The 23,712-nt window shown below is 52.4% G+C and carries 23 protein-coding genes and 1 tRNA gene; 9 read left to right on the top strand and 15 right to left on the bottom strand.

All coding sequences use genetic code 11. From position 1 onward, the window contains the following. Genes NTH01S_RS05800 through NTH01S_RS05790 form a run of 3 tightly spaced genes read right to left on the bottom strand, consistent with a single transcriptional unit; the run spans position 1 to position 3,115 of the window. Positions 1-1,272 (bottom strand): D-alanyl-D-alanine carboxypeptidase family protein, encoded by a 1,272-nt coding sequence (locus NTH01S_RS05800; RefSeq protein WP_157070877.1) that lies wholly within the window; start codon positions 1,270-1,272, stop codon positions 1-3. Positions 1,273-1,308: 36 nt separating this feature from the next. Further along, positions 1,309-2,172 (bottom strand): septal ring lytic transglycosylase RlpA family protein, encoded by an 864-nt coding sequence (locus tag NTH01S_RS05795; RefSeq protein ID WP_068170853.1) that lies wholly within the window; start codon positions 2,170-2,172, stop codon positions 1,309-1,311. Next, positions 2,162-3,115: a lytic murein transglycosylase gene (locus tag NTH01S_RS05790; RefSeq protein ID WP_169802047.1), complete on the bottom strand. Its 954-nt coding sequence runs from the start codon at positions 3,113-3,115 to the stop codon at positions 2,162-2,164. Before NTH01S_RS05790 ends, NTH01S_RS05795 begins: the two co-directional genes overlap by 11 nt. Before the next feature lie 122 nt (positions 3,116-3,237). Here NTH01S_RS05790 and NTH01S_RS05785 point away from each other — a divergent pair, with 122 nt between their 5' ends. Beyond that, entirely contained in the window at positions 3,238-3,867 is a 630-nt protein-coding gene (locus NTH01S_RS05785) for a DedA family protein (RefSeq protein ID WP_370664303.1), read from the top strand. Between the two features lie 2 nt (positions 3,868-3,869). Next, positions 3,870-4,940, top strand: coding sequence for an ATP-grasp domain-containing protein (locus NTH01S_RS05780; protein WP_068170849.1), 1,071 nt, complete (start codon positions 3,870-3,872; stop codon positions 4,938-4,940). A 15-nt stretch (positions 4,941-4,955) separates the two neighbouring features. Here the strand turns inward: NTH01S_RS05780 and NTH01S_RS05775 are convergent, their stop codons facing one another. Continuing rightward, positions 4,956-5,420, bottom strand: coding sequence for an MlaD family protein (locus NTH01S_RS05775; protein WP_068170847.1), 465 nt, complete (start codon positions 5,418-5,420; stop codon positions 4,956-4,958). Positions 5,421-5,616: 196 nt separating this feature from the next. Between NTH01S_RS05775 and NTH01S_RS05770 the strand changes: the two genes are divergently transcribed. Both NTH01S_RS05770 and NTH01S_RS05765 read left to right on the top strand, forming a co-directional pair. Continuing rightward, on the top strand, positions 5,617-6,459 hold the full coding sequence (locus NTH01S_RS05770) for an undecaprenyl-diphosphate phosphatase (RefSeq protein WP_068170844.1): 843 nt from the start codon (positions 5,617-5,619) through the stop codon (positions 6,457-6,459). Between the two features lie 42 nt (positions 6,460-6,501). Then, positions 6,502-8,052, top strand: a complete 1,551-nt coding sequence (locus NTH01S_RS05765) for an APC family permease (protein ID WP_068170841.1) — start codon at positions 6,502-6,504, stop codon at positions 8,050-8,052. Positions 8,053-8,296: 244 nt separating this feature from the next. Here NTH01S_RS05765 and NTH01S_RS05760 read toward each other — a convergent pair whose 3' ends face one another. Continuing rightward, positions 8,297-9,490 carry a mechanosensitive ion channel family protein gene (locus tag NTH01S_RS05760; RefSeq protein ID WP_068170838.1) on the bottom strand — a complete coding sequence of 398 codons (1,194 nt, stop codon included), beginning with the start codon at positions 9,488-9,490 and terminating at the stop codon, positions 8,297-8,299. Between the two features lie 179 nt (positions 9,491-9,669). Here NTH01S_RS05760 and NTH01S_RS05755 point away from each other — a divergent pair. The 3 genes from NTH01S_RS05755 (at position 9,670) to NTH01S_RS05745 (ending at position 11,866) form a co-directional block, all read left to right on the top strand. After that, a tRNA-Met gene (locus NTH01S_RS05755) sits at positions 9,670-9,744 on the top strand. Between the two features lie 36 nt (positions 9,745-9,780). Continuing rightward, complete coding sequence (locus tag NTH01S_RS05750; RefSeq protein WP_068170835.1) at positions 9,781-10,650, top strand: glycosyltransferase family 2 protein; 870 nt, start codon at positions 9,781-9,783, stop codon at positions 10,648-10,650. A gap of 25 nt (positions 10,651-10,675) precedes the next feature. Next, a complete protein-coding gene (locus NTH01S_RS05745) occupies positions 10,676-11,866 on the top strand; it encodes a glycosyltransferase (RefSeq protein WP_068170831.1) in 1,191 nt (396 codons plus the stop codon). 46 nt (positions 11,867-11,912) lie between these two features. On the opposite strand, the gene NTH01S_RS12080 is transcribed toward NTH01S_RS05745, so the two are convergent. Together NTH01S_RS12080 and prmC are read right to left on the bottom strand one after the other, a co-directional pair. Next, positions 11,913-12,467 carry a DUF4167 domain-containing protein gene (locus tag NTH01S_RS12080; protein WP_306307469.1) on the bottom strand — a complete coding sequence of 185 codons (555 nt, stop codon included), beginning with the start codon at positions 12,465-12,467 and terminating at the stop codon, positions 11,913-11,915. A gap of 228 nt (positions 12,468-12,695) precedes the next feature. Beyond that, complete coding sequence (gene prmC / locus NTH01S_RS05735) at positions 12,696-13,565, bottom strand: peptide chain release factor N(5)-glutamine methyltransferase (RefSeq protein ID WP_068170827.1); 870 nt, start codon at positions 13,563-13,565, stop codon at positions 12,696-12,698. Positions 13,566-13,586: 21 nt separating this feature from the next. Here prmC and NTH01S_RS05730 point away from each other — a divergent pair, with 21 nt between their 5' ends. Further along, positions 13,587-14,039, top strand: coding sequence for a hypothetical protein (locus NTH01S_RS05730; RefSeq protein ID WP_068170927.1), 453 nt, complete (start codon positions 13,587-13,589; stop codon positions 14,037-14,039). 2 nt (positions 14,040-14,041) lie between these two features. On the opposite strand, the gene prfA is transcribed toward NTH01S_RS05730, so the two are convergent. From prfA to NTH01S_RS05695, 7 genes are all read right to left on the bottom strand, one after another. After that, positions 14,042-15,103: a peptide chain release factor 1 gene (gene prfA / locus NTH01S_RS05725; protein WP_068170824.1), complete on the bottom strand. Its 1,062-nt coding sequence runs from the start codon at positions 15,101-15,103 to the stop codon at positions 14,042-14,044. A 2-nt stretch (positions 15,104-15,105) separates the two neighbouring features. Further along, positions 15,106-16,347, bottom strand: a complete 1,242-nt coding sequence (hisS, locus tag NTH01S_RS05720) for a histidine--tRNA ligase (RefSeq protein WP_068170924.1) — start codon at positions 16,345-16,347, stop codon at positions 15,106-15,108. 11 nt (positions 16,348-16,358) lie between these two features. Next, a complete protein-coding gene (gene ispG, locus NTH01S_RS05715; RefSeq protein WP_068170821.1) occupies positions 16,359-17,504 on the bottom strand; it encodes a flavodoxin-dependent (E)-4-hydroxy-3-methylbut-2-enyl-diphosphate synthase in 1,146 nt (381 codons plus the stop codon). 99 nt (positions 17,505-17,603) lie between these two features. After that, positions 17,604-18,932, bottom strand: coding sequence for a helix-turn-helix domain-containing protein (locus tag NTH01S_RS05710; protein ID WP_068170818.1), 1,329 nt, complete (start codon positions 18,930-18,932; stop codon positions 17,604-17,606). Positions 18,933-18,987: 55 nt separating this feature from the next. After that, positions 18,988-20,028 (bottom strand): NAD(P)H-dependent flavin oxidoreductase, encoded by a 1,041-nt coding sequence (locus NTH01S_RS05705; protein WP_068170815.1) that lies wholly within the window; start codon positions 20,026-20,028, stop codon positions 18,988-18,990. Next, the gene (locus NTH01S_RS05700) at positions 20,025-21,350 is read right to left on the bottom strand and encodes an aspartate kinase (RefSeq protein WP_084367050.1); all 1,326 of its coding nucleotides are present in this window, start codon (positions 21,348-21,350) and stop codon (positions 20,025-20,027) included. The genes NTH01S_RS05705 and NTH01S_RS05700 overlap by 4 nt, the downstream gene beginning before the upstream one ends. After that, positions 21,337-21,522: a hypothetical protein gene (locus NTH01S_RS05695; RefSeq protein WP_157070876.1), complete on the bottom strand. Its 186-nt coding sequence runs from the start codon at positions 21,520-21,522 to the stop codon at positions 21,337-21,339. The genes NTH01S_RS05700 and NTH01S_RS05695 overlap by 14 nt, the downstream gene beginning before the upstream one ends. A 4-nt stretch (positions 21,523-21,526) precedes the next feature. On the opposite strand from NTH01S_RS05695, the gene ubiG reads away from it, so the two are divergent. Continuing rightward, positions 21,527-22,294, top strand: coding sequence for a bifunctional 2-polyprenyl-6-hydroxyphenol methylase/3-demethylubiquinol 3-O-methyltransferase UbiG (ubiG, locus tag NTH01S_RS05690; protein WP_068170806.1), 768 nt, complete (start codon positions 21,527-21,529; stop codon positions 22,292-22,294). Positions 22,295-22,351: 57 nt separating this feature from the next. Here ubiG and NTH01S_RS05685 read toward each other — a convergent pair whose 3' ends face one another. Beyond that, complete coding sequence (locus tag NTH01S_RS05685) at positions 22,352-23,629, bottom strand: lactonase family protein (RefSeq protein ID WP_068170803.1); 1,278 nt, start codon at positions 23,627-23,629, stop codon at positions 22,352-22,354. Between the last annotated feature and the right edge of the window lie 83 nt (positions 23,630-23,712).

Below are 23,712 nucleotides of genomic sequence, written 5' to 3'. Positions count from 1 at the left end.
TTAATTGGCTGGCCCATGACCTAACCGCGCCATAGCACGACCAACAATGCCCAGTTTTGCTACAGTTTCTCCAGCTTCCAACGGCAAGCGCGTATCCGGCATACCCGGTGTAGAGAAGACTAGTGCCCCATAGCTCTGCCCTTGCACCACAGGCGCCATGATCGGAGACGCATAATCAACGCTCACTTGAGAGCGTTGCTGCCAGCCCAAAGGCAATGTCATTGTAATATCTGACGGTGCAACAAGAGAAACGGTGCTATGTTCGCCCATCCAGACAGGCGCCTGATCAACCAATTGCCCACGGCGGAACAACGTTACATTCTCAAAATTGGCAAAAGCCCATGCAAACAAACGCTCCCCCTCATGCGCACGCTCATTGCTCGAAGACGTACCATTAATCACCATAATGATACGATTTCCATTACGATCCGCACTAGCACAAAGACCAAAACCACCAGCATCCGTATGGCCCGTCTTCAAACCATCGGCGAGGCCCTTAGCCACCAAAACGTTACGGTTTCCTTGACGAATTTTATTAAACGTAAACTCTGGCTCACCGAAAAAATGATAATATTGCGGATAATCACGGATCAAATGCCCGGCTACCATAGCCACATCATGCGCGGACATATAATGCCCTTCACTCGGGAGCCCAGTGACATTCATGAAGTGAGAATTGGTCAAACCAATTTTAGACGCTTCTTCATTCATCAATGCGACAAAGCGCTCTTCCGACCCAGCCACGCCTTCTGCCAGAACGATACACGCATCATTACCAGACTGAATGACCATACCTTGGATCAGGTCTTCAACACTCACCGTCTGCCCCAATGGCACAAACATTTTAGAGCCTTGCGTGCGCCAAGCCTTCTCACTCACAGGCAATTGCTGATCCAACCGCAGACGCCCAGATGCAAGCATCGCGAATACGATATACGCCGTCATCATCTTCGTCAGTGATGAAGGCGGCATACGCTCATTTGACGCCTTATCCATCAGCACAGCGCCAGTCGTATAATCAAAAATATACGCCCAACGTGCTAAGGTATCGACAGGCCCTAACGGCGTATTGGCCGGAGAGGCCATAGACACACCATCAGCACCGTTTTCATCCTGAGATTCGGCTTCATGCCGCGCAGGAGCAGCATGGTGATGTGGCCGCGCCAATGCTGCCATCGGTGCCGTCAAAGACGTGCAGGCCGCAAAAGCAGCAGCGCTGGTGATTAAGGAACGTCTTGTCTGCACGTTGTGTCCACCCTGTCTTGTCATCATCTGCCGGATATTCATTAAAATGCCTTACCCGGTCTCTTATTCAATAACGATCCGTGCGCCCTCTACCCCGCAAGAGAGGGTTTGGTCCAGTGCCGCATCTGCAGATTGCAGAGTGGCATAAGGCCCAGAGCGCACATTCCATACCAAACCATCTCGTACGGGCCTATCCAGCACATTCCCACCACAACGCCGCACAACCATGCGCGCTGCATTTTGACTTTGGAAACGCCCTATCTCAACGAAAAGAGCCGTTGGCCCAACAGAAGATTGCACCCATTGCTGAGGCAAGTCTTCCATCACGAAAGGTGCCGTTGCTGCACTTCCCCCAATGGCAGAACCATACATGCGCCCCTCTCCCTTACCATCCAAAGACTCGGCACGCACTCCAGCCAAAGGAGCCGCTTGCACCTCTAAGGTCGGGCCGCCCAACGCAGCATCAAGAGCATGTGTCCCGGTTTCATCTTCCGTCACCGAAACAGGCGTGTCCCCCTGCATCGCCAACAAAGACGCCACACGCGGCGTCACACTCATCAAACGCCCAATCCGAGCCGGCCCGCGGTCATTAATACGCACACGAACACTACGGCCATTAACAAGGTTGCGTACGGTCACAAGGATCGGCAATTGCACATCCGGCATTGCCCCCGTCATACCGTCTGCACGCCAAACCTCACCATCCTCCGTCACACCCCCAGAAGGCTCTGAGGACTGAATGGTCGCAAGCCCAGTTTCTTGCACATCATAACGTTCAGATGGGTAGAACCAATGCCCTCCCACCAACCACGGCGCACTCAGCACATAGTGTGGATGTGCAACCACGCCCAGTTTAGGCGGTGCTTCACGGTGGCACCCCACCATCATCAAGCCCGACAGAGCCACACACCAAAATTTAAGACGCAATGCCAGACCCTAACACACCAACCGCCAACGCATAAAAATCAGACGGGTTGTACCGACGGATCACGTTGAAATTATGGTAAACCATGAATGCCTGTGTTCCCGGCCCATCTGGCTGCAACACTGCACCTTGTACATCCAAGCGTGAAAAAGGCTCGCCATCCTTGCGGCGCACACCACGCATCATCCACGCCCCAAGACTACGCGTATTTTGACGCCCCATATCTGCTGCCGGAATGCTCTCAACAAGCATGACCTCTTGGCCCCATGGTTCGTCAGGCTGCCAACCGCAGCGCCCCATATAATTTGCAATTGACGCAAAGACATCCGGCTCAGACGTCCAGATATTCCGCCGCCCATCTCCATCGCCATCAGCCGCATAGCGCAAATACGCACTCGGCATGAACTGCGCCTGTCCCATTGCCCCCGCATATCCGCCAAGCATAGCGTCCGGCGCAATATCGCCAGCATTTAAAATCTGTAACGCCTTCAGAAGTTCACCACGGAAAAAAGCTGACCGACGCCCATCAAAAGCCAAAGTCGCCAGCGCATCAATCACGGAGAATGTTCCCGTATGAGCACCGAACCCTGATTCGATTCCCCATATCCCCATGACCACACGGTCATCACATCCAAATCGTGCGCTAATAGGAGACATGACCCCTCCCACTTGCTCGTACAATTCACGCCCTTTATCAAAACGCGCAACAGGTAACACACGATCACGATACTGTGCCCATGTCAGCGTAAACTCTGGCTGATGATGGTCGAGTTTTAAGACTTTAGGATTCGGCTGCTGCGTTTGTGCCAAAGCGCGATTAACAACCGACGCTGACAGCCCTTGCGCCAAGGCCTCCGCTCGTATCCCGGCCAGAAAAGCCCCATAATCCGCTCCCTGTGCTGAGCGGATGCCCCCAAATGCCCCCAGCGCCACAGCGCCAGACATAATCATAGAACGTCTCTTCAGCACGAAAATCACAACTCCAGCAGGGCAGGATGACAAAGTAATGCTAGCAATCCCCACTACATCCTGCCAGCCTTCTTAAAGAGGCATCTTAAAAAGGACATTTGCGGTCTGCACCGGACCATGCAACACCGGAGCCACATGACCGCACTTACCCCACCCCGAACTCACTGATGAGCGAGTTTGTAACGCTCCTAGCCACCCAATCTCCATGGGTAAAAGCTGCGTCCATTATCGGCGCAACCTTTGTGCTGGAAGATGCCGCAACCGTCATGACCGCGCTCGCAACCCGGTTAGGAGCCATCCATGCGCATCTCGCGCTTATTGCTCTCTGGATTGGTGTCTCTGTGGGCGATTTAGGTCTTTACGGCCTTGGCGCTGCTGGTGCTCGGTGGCCATGGTTACGGCGCTTTTTACGCCTCTCCTCACAAACGCAAAACTGGTTCGCCCGCAACACCATTCGCGCCGTTGCACTCTCACGCTTCATCCCTGGAGCACGGCTCCCGCTCTATACGGCCTGCGGCTATTTTGGTGCCCCATTCCTACCCTTTGCCATCACGGTCATTGGCGCCACTATGGTCTGGACAACACTCCTCTTTGAGGTCTCTCGCTCTATCGGCACATGGTTACTCAGCTTCCAATCCCAATGGCGATGGGTCGGACTGATCGGGCTTGTCCTTACCATCGCATTCATGGGCCGTCTGATCGCCCGATTAAACAAAACCGAGACTTAAAAATGTCTTTTCTAAAACGCCAAACAACACAAAACATTTTGTCCCGTATTGGCTTAAGCCCCAATGCCGTACTCTACACCCCTATTGTTTTTTATTGGCTTGTCATGGGGCTGCGCTACCGTCACCTCGGCATTGCCACCGCCGCAAACCCACGCATCGAAACGGGCGGCCTCTGCGGTGAAAGTAAATCATCCATTCTTAATATGGCCGGACAGCACGCAACACGCGCCATTGCACCTTACGCGGTTTTTCCGTCCGGGCCTCACGCTTACCGCCACGCCACACAGCTTATCGCCAAACTCGGCCTCTCATTTCCCGTCGTTATCAAGCCCGATATTGGCTGTAACGGCACGGGCGTAAAATGTGTTTCCTCAGACGAAGACCTACAGACCGTCCTCTCACTGTACCCTGACCATATTGATCTCATGGTCCAAAAACTCATCCATGACCCCATCGAAGTCGGGGTATTCTACATTCGTCCACCCGATGCCCCCACAGGGTATATCTCATCACTCACCTACAAAACCTCTCCCTCACTCATAGGAGACGGTCATTCCAGCATCATACAATTATTACACGACACCCCCGCATTGCACAGAAAAGCAGAGCAGCACATCACACGACTAGGCCATAAAGCGCATCACATTTTAAAAAAGGATGAAGTTTTTTCACTGGTTTTTACTGGAAATTATTGCAAAGGGTCCATTTTTCATAACGGATACAAAGACATAACCCCAGAACTGACCAATACACTCGATACAATACTTCAGGACATACCCGATTTTCACTTTGGGCGCATTGACGCCAAAGTTCCCTCCATAGACGCCCTTAAACGCGGCGAAGACTTACAGATTATCGAAATCAATGGTCTTGGCGCTGAGGCCATTCATATCTGGGATCCAACCACGAGCTTATGTGAGGCTTATATGACCCAGATTGAGCATTATGGTGCGGCCTTTCGCATTGGCGCTCAAAACCGCAAACGCGGCTGGAAACCATCCAGCCCTCTCCTGATTCTCCGCGCATGGCTGCGTCAACGCCGCCTACTGTCCTCTTACCCCATCAGTGACTAACAGGCCCTCCACACATCACTGCCCTAGGCCACCACCACCGAAAATATAATTACTCACTTGCTGCTCTAACGATAATTGGTCCTGCGTATCCTGAATCAGCCCCCCCACAGCCAATCCTTTGGCCGCGTGACCGGGTTTTAACTGCAATGCGTTATCAGACGTCATAGACGGTGCCCCAATGCTTGCGGCTGTATCCACAGGCAAAGACAGTTTTGCATCTACCGTAAACGTCACATCCGCCATTTGGCTCACAGGATCGAGCCGAATCGCCTGAACACGCCCCACCGCAACACCCGCCAAATCAACATCAGCCCCAACATGCAGCCCATTGGCCGAATTAAAATGCGCATGCAAAACCGTGCCACGCTCAACAGGACCACGATACAGCGCTGCACTATAAAATAAAAAACCACCCGCAGCAGCAATGACAACGCTGCTTGCCAGAACTGCGCTCCCGCGTTTTTGCGTCTTCCCTGCCATTGCCTCATTGCCCCCAAATCATCATCACACATCGCGCCCCACCATCATGACGCGCCATAACAGCAAGAACGTTCCGTACACTCATAAACGTGCTAAAGGTTGCGCGCCACGTCCCCATAAGGCAAAGAGCGGCTCTTCATCTGCTATCAAGCACAGAGCCGCCAGAAACGGTAGCCTTCCTGCATCAGGAATCTCTATGACCCTGCTTCAAGCTATTATCCTTGCGGCCATACAAGGTATTACTGAGCCTTTTCCGATCAGCAGCCTCGGGCATGCCGTACTCATACCGGCCATTTTGCATTGGCCACTTGACGAACATGCCCCATTTTTTCTGCCTTTTCTCACCATGCTGCACCTCGGCACCCTCTTAGGGCTAGCCAGTGTCTTTTGGCAGGATTGGAAGCACCTTCTACGCGGCGCACTCGGGCGACTTGGCGCTCAACAGCAAGAAGATTCCATCAGAGTATTGGTTTTTCTCATTCTTGCCACCATCCCCGCTATTCTCATCGGCGCTGGATTTGAACACCGCCTACGTGCCATTTTCGGTGCCCCCCTCGCCGCAGCAGGTTTTCTAGTCATTAATGGCCTTCTGCTCATCGGAACCGACATCCTCAGCCGCGCCAAGAAAAACACACCTGCGCGCGATCTCGCGAATCTCAACGCGAAAGACACCATCCTTATCGGCTTAGCCCAATGCCTCGCCTTCTTTCCGGGAATCTCACGTTCTGGCGCAACCATGGCCGGGAGCTTGTCACGTGGGCTTAACCATGGATCAGCAGCACGTTTTTCACTCCTCATGGCACAGCCCGTTGTTCTGGCTGCAACCGTCCATCAAGCATGGCAATCACGACATATCGCACTAAGCCATGACCTCATCCAAGAATGCATTATCGGTGCTATCGTCGCGGCAATCACCGCATGGATCTGCTCACGTGCTATGCTCCGTCTTTTTCACAACCATGACCGATGGTCACTCACCCCATTTGGTTTCTATTGCATCGGTTTCGGCAGTCTCGCTGTTATTCTGATCGCTCTTTAACCCCTTCCCAGGAGGCGCCTTTCCCGGCACATTGAACACATCATGTCAGAACCGATACATTCCAGCTTAAAATCCAACGGTGTGGCTCCTTCCACAGCCAGACGCAAAACCCTCGAGCAGATCTTGCGTGAAAATAACACGCACGGCCTGAAACGTAGCCTCACCGCAACACAACTTGTCATGCTCGGAATCGGTTCCGTCATTGGCGCAGGCATCTACGTTACCATAGGCACGGCCTCTGCTGAATTTGCGGGCCCATCCGTCATGGTCTCATTCGTCATTGCCGCGCTCGCATGCTTGTTCACAGCCTTAGCCTATGGCGAACTAGCCTCCACGCTCCCCGTCTCCGGCTCCGCTTATTCCTACGCCTATATCACTATGGGTGAAAAAGCCGCATGGGTCGTCGGGTGGCTGTTACTACTTGAATACGGTATTTCCTGTACCGCCGTTGCCGCCGGGTTATCAGGCTATATGACATCCTTGCTTGACCTCACAGGCCTACATGTTCCAGCTTATCTCAGCCACGCTACCTTACAACCCGTTCCCGGATCAGATGGCACTCTGATTGCCGCCGGATGGCAAGCAGACCTCATAGGCCTCGTCGCCGTTATCCTCATCAGCCTGCTTTTAGCACGTGGCGTTGAAGAATCTTCACGCGTTAACACCCTGATTGTTGCTCTCAAGGTCGGCGTTCTACTGGTCTTCGTTCTCCTTGGCATACGCTGGATTAACCCAGCAAATCTGCACCCCTTTTTCCCGGCCTATACTGGCGGATTTCATTTTGGTGTGCCTGGAATTTTCCGTGCGTCTTCTGTTATTTTCTTCGCATATGTCGGGTTCGAAGCCGTTTCTACCGCTTCATCTGAAGCTAAAAACCCAACACGAGACGTCCCCATCGGCATTATCGGTAGCCTCCTGATTTGTACCGTTATTTACGTGATCGTCGCCTTTGTCTTGATCGGGGTTGTCCCATACAAACAGCTTGACGTGGCAGACCCCCTAGCCATTGCCGTTCGTGCCATGCACACACCTTGGCTGTCTTTCTTTATCAATATCGGCGCCACAGTTGGTCTCTGCTCTGTGCTGATGGGTCTACTCTACGCACAATCACGCATCCTGCTCACTATGGGACGCGATGGCCTCATCCCAAAGATTTTTAGCCGTGTCAGCCCGCGTTACCACACCCCGGCTTACGGCTCGATCATTCTCGGAATCATTGTAGCCATTATGACCGCAACAATGCCGATTGATATTATAAGCGACCTCGTATCCATCGGCACCGCCGCCGCATTTGGTATTGTGTGCTTCACCGTCATTTGGCAACGTAATACACGCCCGGATATCGAGCGTCCTTTCAGCGTTCCACTCGGTGGGATCACTGTAAAAGGAATCTGGATCGGGACCGTACCATCCCTCGGCATTCTCTTTAGCCTTATTATGACAGGCCCCCTCATCATAGACCTGATCCGCGCCACACTACACGGCAACCCTGTCCCCCTTGGGCTTCTCGGAAGCTATATTCTTATTGGCGTGCTCACATACCGCTATTATGGACGTCACAACTCTACCATGCGTGATATCACCACCCAGTAACCCCTCTTTACGGGCATGACGATCAAAACACGTCACTAAACTGCTGGATTTCGGGCGCCTTTTGGCCACTCAAAACGCCCGCTCAGAAAGATTCTGAAGGACGAAAATGTATTGTCCGTACATACCCAAAACTCCCTTATGATCTTCATATGGGAGTTTTGGGTATGCCGTGATGTCGTGCGTGACGAAATAACAAAAAGCAGGGTTGGACCTCTCTGCATACCCTTAACTATCTGACTGGCTTTTACAAACCCGCAGACTGCCCTTTCGGTCCCGTATAACTCCCTGAAGGCGGGCGCCCAATGGGTGGCGCCATCATAGTATCCATAACCGCTTCTTCCATAGGGGATGGAGGCATCATGGTATAACGCATACGCGGCAATGCCTCAGGGCAGTCTTCTTTAATCCGTGCAATAATCTTCTCACGAATATCACACCGCAAATCCCAGCTTTGCAGCGCATTACGCGCACTTGCGATAATACGAATCGACATCGTCTTGTCATTGCAATCTGCAACCTGCACATCAAAAACCTTGCCATCCCATAATGGGCAAGTCTTGATCACTTCCCCTAACATCGAGCGAATACGATCCATAGGGGCTTCATAATCCAACCACAAAAACACAACGCCAATAATCGCGGCGGAATTATGCGTCCAATTTTCAAACTGATTTTCTAAAAAATACGAGATCGGCACGATATGACGCCGCCAGTCCCACACACGCAACACAACATAAGTCGCATTAATCTCTTCTACCCAGCACCAATCACCATTGATGATTACCAAATCCTCCATACGGATAGGCTGCGTGATCGCGATTTGCACACCGGCAATCAAATTTGTCAGCAACCCCCGTGCAGACAAACCAACAACAAGAGACGCCGCCCCCGCCGATGCGAACAAAGACACGCCATACTGCTTTACCGATGGAAAAAGCATCAACGCAGACGCTACCGTAACAATCCCTACCAAAATCTCGATCAAACGGCGCAAAACACGAATCTGCGTTTGATGTGTACGAATGGTAATATCATCCGTCTGCTCACGTGATGAGAGGCGCGTCAAATATGCTTCCGTCATCAAACGAAACGCAATGATCACGCCATAACCGAGCGTAAGCACCAAAACGAACTGGAAAAAGAGACCGACATTCTCCGCACTGCTCTCGGAAAACCCCGAAACCGTCGGCAACGCCGTCATCATACCGACAAGCGCCGTAATAATACGGGTCGGCCGACGTAACGCGCCAACGATTTTCCGGAGCAAATCCGCACTTTTAGGGCCTGGAATACGCAGCAACACAGAAGTCACTACATTTCCGGCATAAAACGCCAACCCTCCCACCAACGCCAGCATCAAAACCGAAACAAGCGCTGGCGGAAGCCAGAAAAAATACGAACGAATAGTGAAAAGTGCGCTGACAAAATGCTGCGTCACGGGGCGTAAAGCTCCTAGAGACGAGAGGAAGAGAAGGACTGCGCTTCTATCAGACAGCAGTCCTTAGGAAAATACGACCAAAAAAAATGCACCTTTTTTCAATATCTCCGTTGACATCAACGCCCCAACGCCTTAGAAAACCGCCTCGAAGCCAGTCACAAGCTGGACTTCAACGGAATGGCGGTGTAGCTCAGTGGTAGAGCAGGGGAATCATAATCCCTTGGTCGGCGGTTCAAATCCGTCCACCGCTACCATTCCTAACCCTAAATCATACAAAATCATGGGTATTAATGTCGAGAGCGCCACTAGCCATCGTCACCATGGTTTATAATGAACCGCACCACCTTCCCATCTGGTGCCGCCATTACGGGCACAATGCTGCCCCATCTGCCTGCTATATTATTGATCACGGCTCCGATGATGGCTCGACCGAGCATCTCCACGGCTTTAACCATGTGCGCATCCCACGCTCTCCGCAAGATGATGAAAAACGGACAGAGTTTATCAATCAATTTTGTGCCAGCCTTCTCTCGTGGTACGAAAGCGTCATCTATGTTGATGTCGATGAGCTCTTAATCGCAGACCCCGCCTTACACCCATCACTCACTCATTTTGCACACACCAATACACGTACCGTTGTCACGGCAATTGGCTTAGACCTCATTCATCGCCCTGAGCATGAGCCTCCACTAAACGCATGCCTTCCCCTGCTTCCTCAACGGCGCCATGTTCGTTTTTCCAGTGCCATGTGCAAACCCACGCTCATCCGCGCACCAATCACATGGGCACCGGGTTTTCACTGCCATGCTGAAGCCGGCCCCAAATTTGACGCCCCACTCTACCTTTTCCATACGCGCTACACAGATCTCACTTCAGGGCTTCAACGCCTGTACCGCACCCGTACACAAGCGTGGTCCTCAGAGCATGCTGGGCAACATCAACGCCTACAAGACCAAGACTGGGAAAACATGCTACGCTCCATGGCTGGCCTACCCGTCACGCCATGTTCTCTCGCCTTGAATGACCCGCAGCTACACCCCTATCTAAACAGCGTGATGAACAGCACCCTATCGCGTCAACAAGAACGGTACCGGCTTGACCTCCACATTAATGGAGAGGCACTGTGGCAGGTGCCTGATCGTTTCTTAGGCTCTTTATAAAACAATACCCTTTACGCAGGGCCTTATGCTGCCAAAAATTTTTCAGAAATTTTTTTCAACCTCTTCCAGCACACAACATCTCTTATTTGTCGATTGTGACTTCCCTCGCCCACAACATGATGCTGGCTCAGTCGAGACACTAGCCATCCTTGATAGCCTTCTTTCATTAGGCTTTACGATAAGCTTTTTAGCACTCGGGCGCTTTTTCCAGTCGCCCAAAGAGCGCAATAATGCGCCAGATTTTCCCTTAACATCACGCGGAATACAGTGCCTGTCTCCCTCCGGCTCTTCTCCCCCAACAGGGGATAGCGGTATTCAAGAGAGCCTTTCAGCCCTGCCCATGATCTCCACCTGTATTATAGCGCGCAGCTGCTGTGGCGGCCTTGTTTTCACCCCACTCAAGAGCCGTTTTACAAAAGCCAAATTTATTTTCTTACCACATGATCTTCACTTTCTACGCGAAGAACGCGAAGTCATAACATCACCTCAAGCAGCCCAAACGCTTACCCCTCAGAACACCAAAAAGAACGAGATCCAACTCCTGCAAGACTGCGATGCCTCCTTGTTTTTCTCACAACATGAAGTCGCCCTTGCCAAGACACTCGCCCCAAAGGCGCGTATTCAATACATCCCGTTAACACGACCAACCCCCACCCCAACCACCCTTACGAACAGACGTGATATCGGGTTTATTGGTAATTTTTCCCATCGCCCAAATGCGGATGCTATGGCGTTTTTTCTCGCTGACATCTGGCCTTCGCTCCACGCACAACATCCAGATGTGATACTGCATATTATTGGCGAAAATCCTCCTGCCGACCTCTCTGAGGCCCACTCTCCCCACCTAAAAATACACGGCCATCTTCCCGATCTCGGGACAGTCCTCAGCACCTTACGTTTAACCATCGCCCCTTTACGCTTTGGTGCCGGCGCAAAAGGCAAAGTCGTCTCCAGCCTCGCTGCCGGCATACCCTGCGTCATGACCGAGATCGCCGCCGAAGGAATGAGTTTTTCACCTGCCCTTACGCAACACTGCATCGCAAAAAACACAGAGGACTTTCAGCACCTCTGTTCATCACTCTTAACCCGTGATGTTTTGTGGCACGAGATCTCCCAAGAAGGCCTCTCAACTATCTCCACACATCATAGCCCCGATGTCTTGCGTGCCACTCTCGCTCAGCTATTACGCAGCCTAAACCTCCCCACCCGCCCATAAAAAAACCGGCTTTAAAAGCCGGTTTTTTAACGCCTTAAACAAACACTTATTCAACCGGTGCCTGCATCTCACGCTCTGAAGCATGACCATCATTCCGATGAGCACGCTGCTCTTGCTGATAATCCTGCTGGCGTTGGTGCTGGTGCTGGTGCTGGTGCTGGTGCTGGTGCGCATAATGCTGCTGCTCACCGTCACCATGATGCTGTTGGCCCTGCTGCTCATCATCATGGCGCATGTCACGGTCACGCATAGACATCTCACGGCGCTCTTCATACGCACGTTGACGCTGCTGCTGACGCTCATTGCGCTCTTGCTGGCTCTGCTGCGCAGCTTGATTCATCGCATTCAGAATACGGAAATAATGTTCCGCATGCTGGAAATATGCCTCAGCCAGAATACGGTCACCCGTTCCCGTCGCATCACGACCAAGCTGAAGATATTTTTCAAAAAGCTGCTGTGCCGTGCCACGCACCCGAAGATCCGGGCCATTGCTCTCGAACACATGGTTGCGATTTAAGGGGGTCTGGGCATTCCCGTTGTTGCGGGAGGCTCCGCCGCCGCCCGAACGATGGTGCCGGCCTCTCATACGCTTCATATTCATCGAACTGTGATGCACTTTCCTGAGGGCAGTCACCACTTTGCATCCAAAGCAATGCCGCCGTTGCCGAAAAGACGTATGTCTGTCTTGCTGTGGCCAGATAAAACTGACCGATCCATTCACCGCCGGTCAAACTAAATGACGGGCGACAGGAGAAGCCGACGGAATGGAGCCTATTTTAAAAATAGCATCCTAAACCCTCGGTACCTCTGTACACTATCAGAAAACCCTCTACGCGCCAACGCTTTTCCCGCTAAATTGCAGGACAAGTGCCCGCTCAATCCCCCCTAAATCATGATGACGTGCAATTTCTTGCAGACCATGCCGCGCAGCAAAGGACGAAACGGCATCAATCTGCCCAATGCCCATTTCAAAAATCACTACCCCCTGCTCAACCAAAAGCATCGGCAAAACGCGGCACAGCCATCGATAAGCATCCAAACCATCCTGACCGCCATCAAGAGCGCGGCGCGGTTCATATTGCGCAACTTCTGGCATCAAGGCCGCAATATCATCGCTTTCAATATAAGGTGGGTTACTAAAAATTACATCAAACTGCCCAGACAGCGCAGAAACCCAGTCTCCCGCCATAAAAGCACTACGCTGCGCCAAACCGTTCCGTTCCGCATTCCGCCGCGCCAAATGTGCGGCTTCAGGGGCCAAATCCACCCCGAGGCCCCACGCATGCGGGAACTCACTCAACGCTGAAAGAAGCAAACATCCCGTACCAGTGCCTAAATCTAATATTTTTAGGGCACGATCACGCGGCAAAGACTGCGCTAACAGAGCTTCAATTAATGCTTCACTATCACCACGCGGGATTAAAGTCGCCGGACTCGTATACAAATCCAACGTCCAAAATCCCGTCTCACCCGTAATAAAAGCCAAAGGCTCACGCGCCAACCGCCTCTGAAGCGCACTCTCAAAACGCGCGTGCACATCCGGCGGAACATCCGTGCACATAAACAAACCGGTTAAATCACATTCCAGCGCCCAGCATAATAAATGCCGCGCTTCAAAGCGCCCGTCTTCGATACCTGCACCCTCAAGGCGATGAGAAGCATCTTGCAATAAAGTGTTTTTTGAAATCACTGTACTCATAACCTTGTTAGGATGATGCCCATGACGCACCGTACCACCCTCTTCCCGTTCTTAATGCTTCTTGGCGGCATCGTATCACCACTGAACGCACAGACAGCACCCAATTTTCAGGTTCATGACACCAAAGCACCCGAGGAAATTTCTGAAATATCGCGCCTATATCTAGAAGGAAAACTCGTAGCAACGTTTCGCCTCAACCTATCACACACAGACGAAACACAGACGATTACCATGCCCTTAGGGCGCACAAGCATGAACTACGCACTCTGCGGAGAAATTACCATTCTCCATAACGGCCACCCCGAAACACATAGCGTCAGCAGCGCCGGGACTTTACACCACCCGGAAGGCCACCTTTTGGAAGCCGTCGGGACACAACACTTCACCGACTTTTTCCTCGTCGATTACGACGATGCCATGACCGCAACGCATCATCGCGGCCCGGCACTCGTCTGCGCATTGCCCAACAGCTAAACCTAATAGCCCTGATCAGCCAGAAGCGCCGTCTGTTCTTCACGTGTTAAGGCGTCAATCACCTCGTCAAACTCACCCGCCATAACCCGATCAATCTTGTACAGCGTTAAGTTAATACGGTGCTCCGTCACCCGGCCCTGTGGGAAGTTATACGTCCGAATACGCTCGGAACGATCTCCCGTCCCGACCTGAGAACGCCGATCTTGTGCACGTTCCGCATGGGCCGCAGCACGCTGCGCCTCATAGAGCCGTGCACGCAAAATCTTCATCGCTTTTGCACGGTTCTTATGCTGACTTTTTTCTTCCTGCATCGCCACGACAATACCACTCGGCATATGCGTGATACGCACCGCACTTTCGGTCTTGTTCACGTGCTGACCACCCGCACCCGATGCACGGTAAACGTCAATGCGCAGATCATCATCATTGATCGTCACATCAACTTCTTCGGCTTCCGGCAGAACCGCAACGGTAATAGTCGATGTATGAATACGCCCTTGGCTTTCCGTCGCCGGCACACGCTGCACACGATGCACGCCAGATTCATACTTCAAACGCGCAAAAACAGAACGCCCAGAAATAGTTGCCATCCCTTCTTTCAGGCCTGCAACCTCGCTCTCCGCGTATTCCATTACCTCAAAGCGCCAGCCATTGCGCTCTGAAAAACGACGATACGCATCGAACATTTCTGCCGCGAAGAGCCCCGCCTCATCACCACCAGCAGCCGGACGAATTTCCAGAATAGCACTCCGCTCATCCGCTTCATCTTTCGGAAGAAGCGCCAAACGTAGAGAATGCTCTAACGCAGGTAGAGTTTCGTGCAATTCATCTAACTCAGCACGCGCAAGCTCACGCATCTCCGGATCATCCAGAAGAGCTTCCGCCCCCTCTTTTTGCTCCACAGCCGCCTGATACGCTTGAATGGACGCCACAACAGGCTCTAATTCAGCATATTCACGGGAAAGACGCGTAAACGCCTCTCCCGTTGCCTCTCCCGAGGCCATCAGAGCTTGAAGTTCCTCGGACCGAGCGACAATCCGCTCGAGTCTGTCATCAACAGCCACAATCAGGCTCCAGTCAGGCTCTGTACAACGTCATCAAAAGCAACTTCGCGCTGCTCACGCGCCGTCAAATCACGCAATTGCACAACACCGCGCGCAACTTCGTCATCACCCAGCACAACAGCATGAGAGGCACCAGATTTAACCACACGCTCCATACGCTTTTTCATATTGCCGCGTGTTTCAATCTCAGCCCTCTGCCCTGCCTGACGCAAGGCGCGCACCAAAGATGCTGATTTTTGTACAGCGGCATCGCCCATAGGCACGATGGCAATACCTGCGGGAACGGCAGGCACATCATCCAACAGCAGCGCTAAACGCTCAATGCCGCCAGCCCAACCAATCGCAGGCGTTTCCGGCCCGCCCATTTGCGCCACAAGCCCTTCATAACGGCCACCAGCCAGCACAGTCCCCTGTGCACCAAGCTTCGTCGTTACAAATTCAAAAGCCGTATGAGAGTAGTAATCCAGACCGCGCACAATACGCGGATTTTCCGTGAAGGGTACACCAAACGCATCCAGGTGAGCGCGCAACTCATCCCAAAAACGCTGAGATTCCTCATTCAAGTAATCCGCAAATCGTGGAGCATCGTCCAGTAATGCACGGTCTTGAGCCGCTTTACTGTCCAAAATCCGCAATGGATTCACATCCAAACGCGTCCGGCTATCGTCAGATAATGCATCAACATGCTGCCGGAAATACGCAACCAATGCATCACGCCAAGCCTGACGCGAAGCAACATCACCGAGCGTATTCAGTTCCAGCACAACATCATCGGCCAGCCCTAATGCCTTCAAGACATCAAACGCCATAGCAATGACTTCAGCGTCGCGCAGCGGACCATCAGCACCAATGAGTTCCGCACCGATTTGATGGAACTGCCGGTAACGCCCTTTCTGCGGCCGCTCATAACGGAACATCGGCCCGTTATACCATGCTTTTTGCGGCAAAGACTGCGTCAGACCATTTGTCACCAGCGCACGACAGATTGACGCCGTGTTTTCCGGGCGCAGCGTGATGCTATCCCCCCCACGGTCTTCAAAGCTGTACATTTCTTTGGACACAACATCAGACGCCTCGCCCAATGTCCGCGCAAAAACGCGCGTATCCTCAAAAATCGGTGTGCTCCATTCCTCGAACCCGTAAGTCCCTAGAACTTTCGCAGCCGTTTGCACCACATGACGATGCCGCCGCATCGTCTCACCAATCAGATCATGCGTCCCGCGTGGCGGTTGTAATCCTGTCATACCACCAGCCATTATGCGCTCGCCGGGTCCATCTGCTTAGCCGTTGTGGCTTCAACTTTTCCGGCCTCAATAGCAGCAACCTTGTTCTCAACCAGCTCAACGATATGCTCAATCATATCTTTTGCGGGCATCGTATGGTCTTGCTTACCGGCTGAATACACCATGTGACGGCCCTGACCGCCGCCTGTAACACCCAGATCCGTCATCAACGCTTCACCCGGACCGTTCACAACACAGCCGATAATCGACAACGTCAAAGGTGTCTTAATATGCTGCAAACGGTCTTCCAGCGTCTGCACCGTTTCAACCACATTAAAGCCCTGACGCGCACAAGACGGGCATGAGATAATTTTTACACCACGATGACGCAGGCCAAGGGATTTCAAAATATCCCAGCCCACCAATACTTCTTCTTCTGGTGCCGCAGACAAAGACACACGCATCGTGTCACCCACGCCAGCCCAGAGCAGATTACCCAAACCGATCGAAGACTTCACCGTACCAGCACGCTTAGAGCCTGCTTCCGTAATACCAATATGCAACGGATGGTCACAGCAATCTGCCAGTTGCTGATACGCCGCAACCGCCATGAACACATCAGACGCCTTAACGCTGATCTTGAACTCATGGAAGTCATGATCCTGAAGGATTTTGGCGTGCTCTAACGCACTCTCAACCAGCGCCTCAGGGTTTGGCTCACCATATTTTTCCAGCAAATGACGCTCCAAAGAGCCCGCATTCACACCAATACGAATGGAACAATTATGCTCACGGGCTGCGTTCACCACTTCACGCACACGCTCGGCACTACCGATATTGCCCGGATTAATACGTAAACACGCCGCACCATTCCGCGCAGCCTCAAGAGCACGCTTATAGTGGAAGTGAATATCTGCAACGATCGGCACATTCACTTCATGCACGATCTCTTTCAACGCGGCCGTGCTGGCTTCATCTGGGCACGAAACACGAACAATATCAACGCCGGCCAATTCAGCACGACGAATTTGCTCAATCGTCGCTTGTGCATCAGATGTCAGCGTATTGGTCATCGTCTGTACAGAAATCGGTGCATCACCACCCACGGCAACCTTACCAACGTGGATCTGACGCGACTTACGACGCTCAATGTACTGATACGGACGGTAGCTGCTCATGTTAATCCTCTTCGTGCCCGGACCAGACCGGGCCTGTCAGGTTCTGCGTTTTCTTCAATCGTCCGACCATTTTAGAGGCGGATGATGATTTATTCCAGATCAATGGCCTAATGATGCATCACCGCTCGGTGATTGCCCCGTTAGTTGGCGCGCATTGAGTTCATCTGTTGTCACATCGTGCCGTGTCTCTTTTGGAAGACTCTTCTTCACAACAGGCACGATATGTGACGTACGGATTGCAACGGGTGTGGGTGATGATGGCACAATGACCGATGAAGACATAGTGTTTCCCTGACCTGCCGTTGCCCGTGGTGTCGAGAGCTCCGCAACCGGCAGCGCACCGCGCCCAAACGCACCATGTTGCACAGCTTCAGCCGTAACCGATATATTCCGGATAACCGCACCACTGCGCCCCAAAGGCGCACTCACCACATCATGCGTCATGAAAACGACGCCTCCGGCATTACCAACCGAGACACGATACGGGCCATTCACCGCATCACCCGTCCAGTTCTCTCCTTGAGACAAAACACGCGATACCAGAACATGCCCCGTATGGTCCGCAATTTGCACCCAAACTGATGCAATCGCATGCACCGCCAATTGCCCATCTGCAACCCTCAGAGCGGGCTCTAGCGGCACCTGCTGATCTGTTTTCCCTTGATCCGCCATCAAAGGTTCAGACGCAGCGCTCTCAGAAGAGACACTATCTGGCGGTGAAGATACATCCAGCTTTTCGGCGGTTGGAGCCGCCTGCTCTGCGGCCGTAACGGTCTTATCCCGGTTAGCCTGAATCTTATCATTCATAGCCGGGAATACAGTCAGGGCAGCCCGTTGATCCGGCGCGACGACAGGGCTCTTCTGTGCGAGCGAAGGTGCAACGGGCGCTTGTTGCTCTACTGTCGGTGCTTTCCTTGGCATAACAGACGCGACTTGCGGAGATGTCATCACCGAATGCGCTGTATTGGGCATTAATGCCGCCAGAGACGGAACTTGCTTTGTAATAGGCTCATCATGCGATGAAAAATGATACCACCCGACATAAGCCACAGCGACAAAGACAAGCCCCACACCAATCAACAAGCCTAGGGGAAGCCCCTTTTCCCCCTGCGCTTGCGGAAACACTAATTCGGTTTTTGCACCCGAAACGCGGTGATAATCCCTCTGGAAACGAGTGACCAGATCTGTCGCATCCAACTGCATCGCCTGTGCATAGGCGCGTACAAACCCAACAGCATATGCTTCGCCGGGTAATGACGTAAAATCATCGGATTCCAACGCGACCAACACACGCGCCCGAATGCGCAGCCACTGTGCAACATCCTCGATATGCCACTCCAACTCCTCACGCCGATGACGCAGCACGGTACCAACACTCGGCTGATCAGAGCGAAGCGGCGTCATACGGTCAGATGAGGGCGTAGGCATGGATACAAACCCGTTCAAACAAGGCTATCAAACCAAGGACAGTACAGCAGAATAATCAGGATACGTGGATACGTTGCTCGCGTTTTTCAATCGCTTCAACCGCCTGATCAACCAAGCCCGTAATGATATCCGCAACCGGACGAATTTCCTTCACCATACCAACGGACTGACCTGCCATCACAGAACCGTTTTCAACATCACCATCAACCACTGCGCGGCGCAATGCACCCGCCCAGAAATGCTCGATCGACAGTTGTGCGTCTTCTTTGCTCTTCTCACCGCTTTGGAATGCACGAATCGCTTCAGCCTGATGCTTTAAGAATTCACGCGTTCCAGCATTTGCCAAACCACGCACCGGAATCACAGGGAACTGCTCATCCAACTGAACCGAGGTCAAAGCATCACGTGCATTGGCGCGCAAGAATGATTTTTTGAAGTTCTCATGGGCAATGCTTTCTTGAGACGCAGCAAAAAGCGTACCCAACTGCGCACCTGAAGCGCCTTGCTCAAGATAAGACACGACCGCATCACCTCGGCCCAAACCGCCCGCCACAAACACGGGAACGTCACGCATATGCGGCAAAATTTCTTGTGCCAGAACCGTCAAAGACACGGGGCCAATATGCCCGCCAGCTTCAGACCCTTCAATCACAAGCGCTTCAATGCCCATTTTGACCAAACGCTTACCCAGCGCCAAAGCAGGGGCAAACCCAACAGCACGCGCGCCACCATCACGCACGCGGCGGATAATAGCACTGCTTGGCACGCCGCCAGCCAAAATAATATGCGTCACACCATGCGCCAAACACACATCAACCAGACGCTCCAACTCAGGGTGCATGGTGATAAGGTTCACACCGAAGGGACGCTTCGTCAGCGCTTGCGTTGCAACAATTTCTTCTTCAAGGCGCTCTGGTGTCATTGCGCCACACGCAATCACACCAAAACCGCCCGCATTTGAAATCGCGGAAACAAGGTTACGCTCACTCACCCAAGACATCGCACCGCCAAGAATGGCGACATCACTGCCTAAGAAATCGCAGCCGGGCTGCCAGAGTTTTTGCAGCGTCTCACGGGCGTTACTTGTGGCATTCACGTCTTAGGTTCCTCTTTTTTGTCCAGTCCATAAGCCGTGTGCAATGCGCGCATGGCCAATTCTGTATATTCTGCATCAATAAGAACTGAGATTTTAATTTCGCTGGTCGAAATAACCTGAACATTGATCCCACGCTCAGCAAGCGTACGGAACATTGTTGCAGCAAGACCCGCATTGGAGCGCATCCCAACCCCGACAACACTAATCTTTGTCACGTTGCGCGATGCTTGAATTTCACCCCACTCAATTTCAGAGCGCTGTTGCTCAAGCACAGCACGTGCCGCTTCTTCATCGCTGAGGCCGACCGTAAAGGTCATATTGTTCAGGCTATCCGCACCGATGCTCTGCACAATCATATCAACATTAATATTTGCCGCCGCGAGGGGGCCAAAAATTGCCGCTGCAATACCGGGCCGGTCAGGGATACGACGAACCGAAATCTTCGCTTCATCACGCGAGTAAGCGATACCCGCTACGAGTTCCTTTTCCATCAGTTCGTCCTCATTCACCACTAACGATCCACTCTCATCATCTGTTTCCGCAAAGGATGAGAGGACGCGCACACGTACATTTTCACGCATTGCAAGCCCAACACTGCGGGTCTGCAATACCTTGGCTCCAACTGAAGCCAATTCGAGCATTTCTTCATAGGTAATACGGTCCAGACGCTTCGCACGCTGCACAATACGCGGGTCTGTCGTATAAATACCATCGACATCGGTATAAATATCACAACGGTCTGCACGGATAGCCGCAGCAACAGCAACGGCTGATGTGTCAGACCCACCGCGCCCCAACGTCGCAATACGGTGATCTGGGCCGATACCCTGGAACCCAGCAATCACGGGCACGATATTCTCAGACAGGCTCTGCTCCAACGCAGCGCCGTCAACCCCTTCGATGGACGCTTTACCGTGCGCCTCATCGGTCTTGAGTGGGATTTGCCACCCTTGGAAAGAGCGCGCAGGCACACCGAGCTTTTGCAAAGCAATCGCGACAAGACCGCTTGTCACTTGTTCACCTGACGCAACCACTGCATCATACTCACGCGGATCTGCCATTGTGTCGAGTTCGGCACAATAACCAACCATACGATTGGTCACTCCGGACATAGCTGATACGACAACAGCAACCCGATGCCCGCGCTCAACTTCAGCCTTCACACGTTCCGCCACAACACGAATGCGTTCAATAGTACCTACTGACGTGCCGCCAAATTTCATGACGATTGTTTTGCGTTTACCCATCGCCTCGCCGCTTTTAATCGAGGGGGACATCGTATCAGTATGAGAAACGAAAACAGGCGTGTCAGTCTTGGACATCGCGTTCAGAACTCCAGGTCATGGTCTGGCATTGCGCGCGCGGGTCTGGCATCGGAAAGAACATGCTGAAATAATCCAGATGGTTTTCTTCAACAAACCCGCCGGTCCACATACCTCTCTCGTCACGCTGCGTCCAGCCAATCTCGACCGGACTTCTGCCAATAAGGATCATTCCCATGGCCTCTGAGAACGATTTTTCCTCTACAGTTACCTCAAAACCCACCCAGCACTCCGTTTCAGAAGATGAAATCGCGCATTTTAGCGCGCTCGCTCATGACTGGTGGAACCCGCGCGGCCCCATGGCCCCCCTCCACGCCATGAACCCCCTTCGCACGGAATGGGTCGCAGAACGTATCACCCCACTGCAAACAGCACGTGGCGCATGCTTGTCTCTTCTAGACATCGGATGTGGCGCGGGTCTGGCTAGTGAAGCTTTTGCAAAACTCGGCTTTAACACTCTCGGCCTAGATGCCAGCACCGCAGGCATCGAAGCCGCTAAGGCACACCTCATAGAACACCCTTTACCTGAGAGTGCTGCTGCCCTTTCTTACCGCAATGGCAGCGCTGAAACCCTTGTGGAAGAAGGACAGCAATTTGATGTCATTTCTGCGCTTGAAATCATTGAGCACGTCACAGATCCACAAGCCTTTCTAAAGCTTCTAGCAGACCTAACGCTCCCTGGTGGAATGATTGCAGTTTCCACACTTAACCGTACAGCCCGCTCATACGCTTTCGCCAAATTCGGCGCAGAATATCTCTTACGTCTTCTGCCAGTCGGCACTCATGATTGGAAAAAATTCATTAAACCCGAAGAATTAGCGCGCATGGGGCGCAATGCCGGCCTGCGCATGACGGATCTCGCCGGTATGTCTTATATCCCTCCTAAATGGCGCACCACGCGCGATACGGGCATTAATTACATCGCGATCTTCACCAAGGACTAAATACAAAAAAGGCGCCACAAACAGGGCGCCTTTTTCATCATTAGACCGCTGATACAATCAGACTTTCGTATCCATAAACGCAAACGTCGTTGGGCTACCAATCGGCGTAAAATGATTGGTGAATGCCAATTGCCCAGTATCTTTATCAACTTTAAATGCTGTCACCGCATCAGAACGCTGATTTGCGCAGAACAAGAATGTTCCTGATGGATCAAACATCATCGCACGCCCGTAATCGGCATGCATCCACACCTCATCTTGCAGCGTCAGCGTACCATCATCACCAATGGCGAAGACAGCCAAAGAATCACCCAAGCGGTTGGAAGCGTAAACATACTTACCGCTCGCAGAAATTAGAATTTCTGCCGCCAACGTTGAACCACGGAAATGAGATGTCACCGTGCTCACCGTCTGAATATTATTCAGAGACCCTGTTTCCGGATCAAAGGTAGAAACAACAATTTTTGAGTCTTGTTCACACAGATTATAAACAATCCGGCCTGTATGATTGAACTCAAAATGGCGAGGAGCCGAGCCGGGCTCCATATCGTAATAGGGTGTTTTTGCTGGCTCTAATTTCCCAGTCGTTAAATTCAACGTCCACACATACACCCGATCCAGACCGGCATCATCCACCAGCACAAACCGACCGGACGGATCAGACCGAATCATATGTGGGTGCGCTCCTGAGTGGTCAGAGACAGCGAAATTACCCTGCGGATTATCCGCTGCACGATCTGGCTGGCGTGGCCCGGAGTTATGCACAACATCCGTCGCTGCCCCCAAGGAGCCATCTGAACGAATCGGGAATACTGCAACCGAGCCGCCCATATAATTCGCTACCATCACATAGCGCCCCGAATGGTGAACACTCAGATGAGCAGGAACAGAGCCGCACGAACTTACCGTATTAATTTTACGCAAAGAACCCGTCTGCTGGTTCACCTCAAACGCGGTGAGAGAACCATTGCCGTTCTTATCGTAATCACTAATTTCGCTCAAAGCGTACAAAAAGCGATGATCCGCAGAAAGCGTAATAAAAGACGGGCTCGCAATATCGGTAAAGGTCGTCACCGGGACTAAAGCCCCTGTAACACGGTCCATCTCAAAGACAGCAATGCCCTGCCCGTTACCTGCACCACCCGGCGGGCCATGTTTCGTGTAACCGCCAACAAAACAAATCGTTTTTGACACTGGTTTAGGCAGAGGAGGAGGAACAGGCACTGCGTCTGTCACCGTGTTATCGGCAGCACAAACAGTACCTGTCAAACCAATCGCGGCCGTTCCAGCAGCAAGACCAACCGCAAATTCACGGCGAGAAACAGGGTTAGACATAGAGAACTGTGCTCCTTTTTATCATGAGCTCTGCCAAAGCTGCCACATCATGGCACAAGCACCGAATTTTAAAAAATTATATA

This window comes from Neokomagataea thailandica NBRC 106555 (genome assembly GCF_001598495.1).
GTDB classification, from domain to species: domain Bacteria; phylum Pseudomonadota; class Alphaproteobacteria; order Acetobacterales; family Acetobacteraceae; genus Gluconobacter; species Gluconobacter thailandicus_A.
This window is presented reverse-complemented; position numbering and strand designations above follow the sequence as displayed.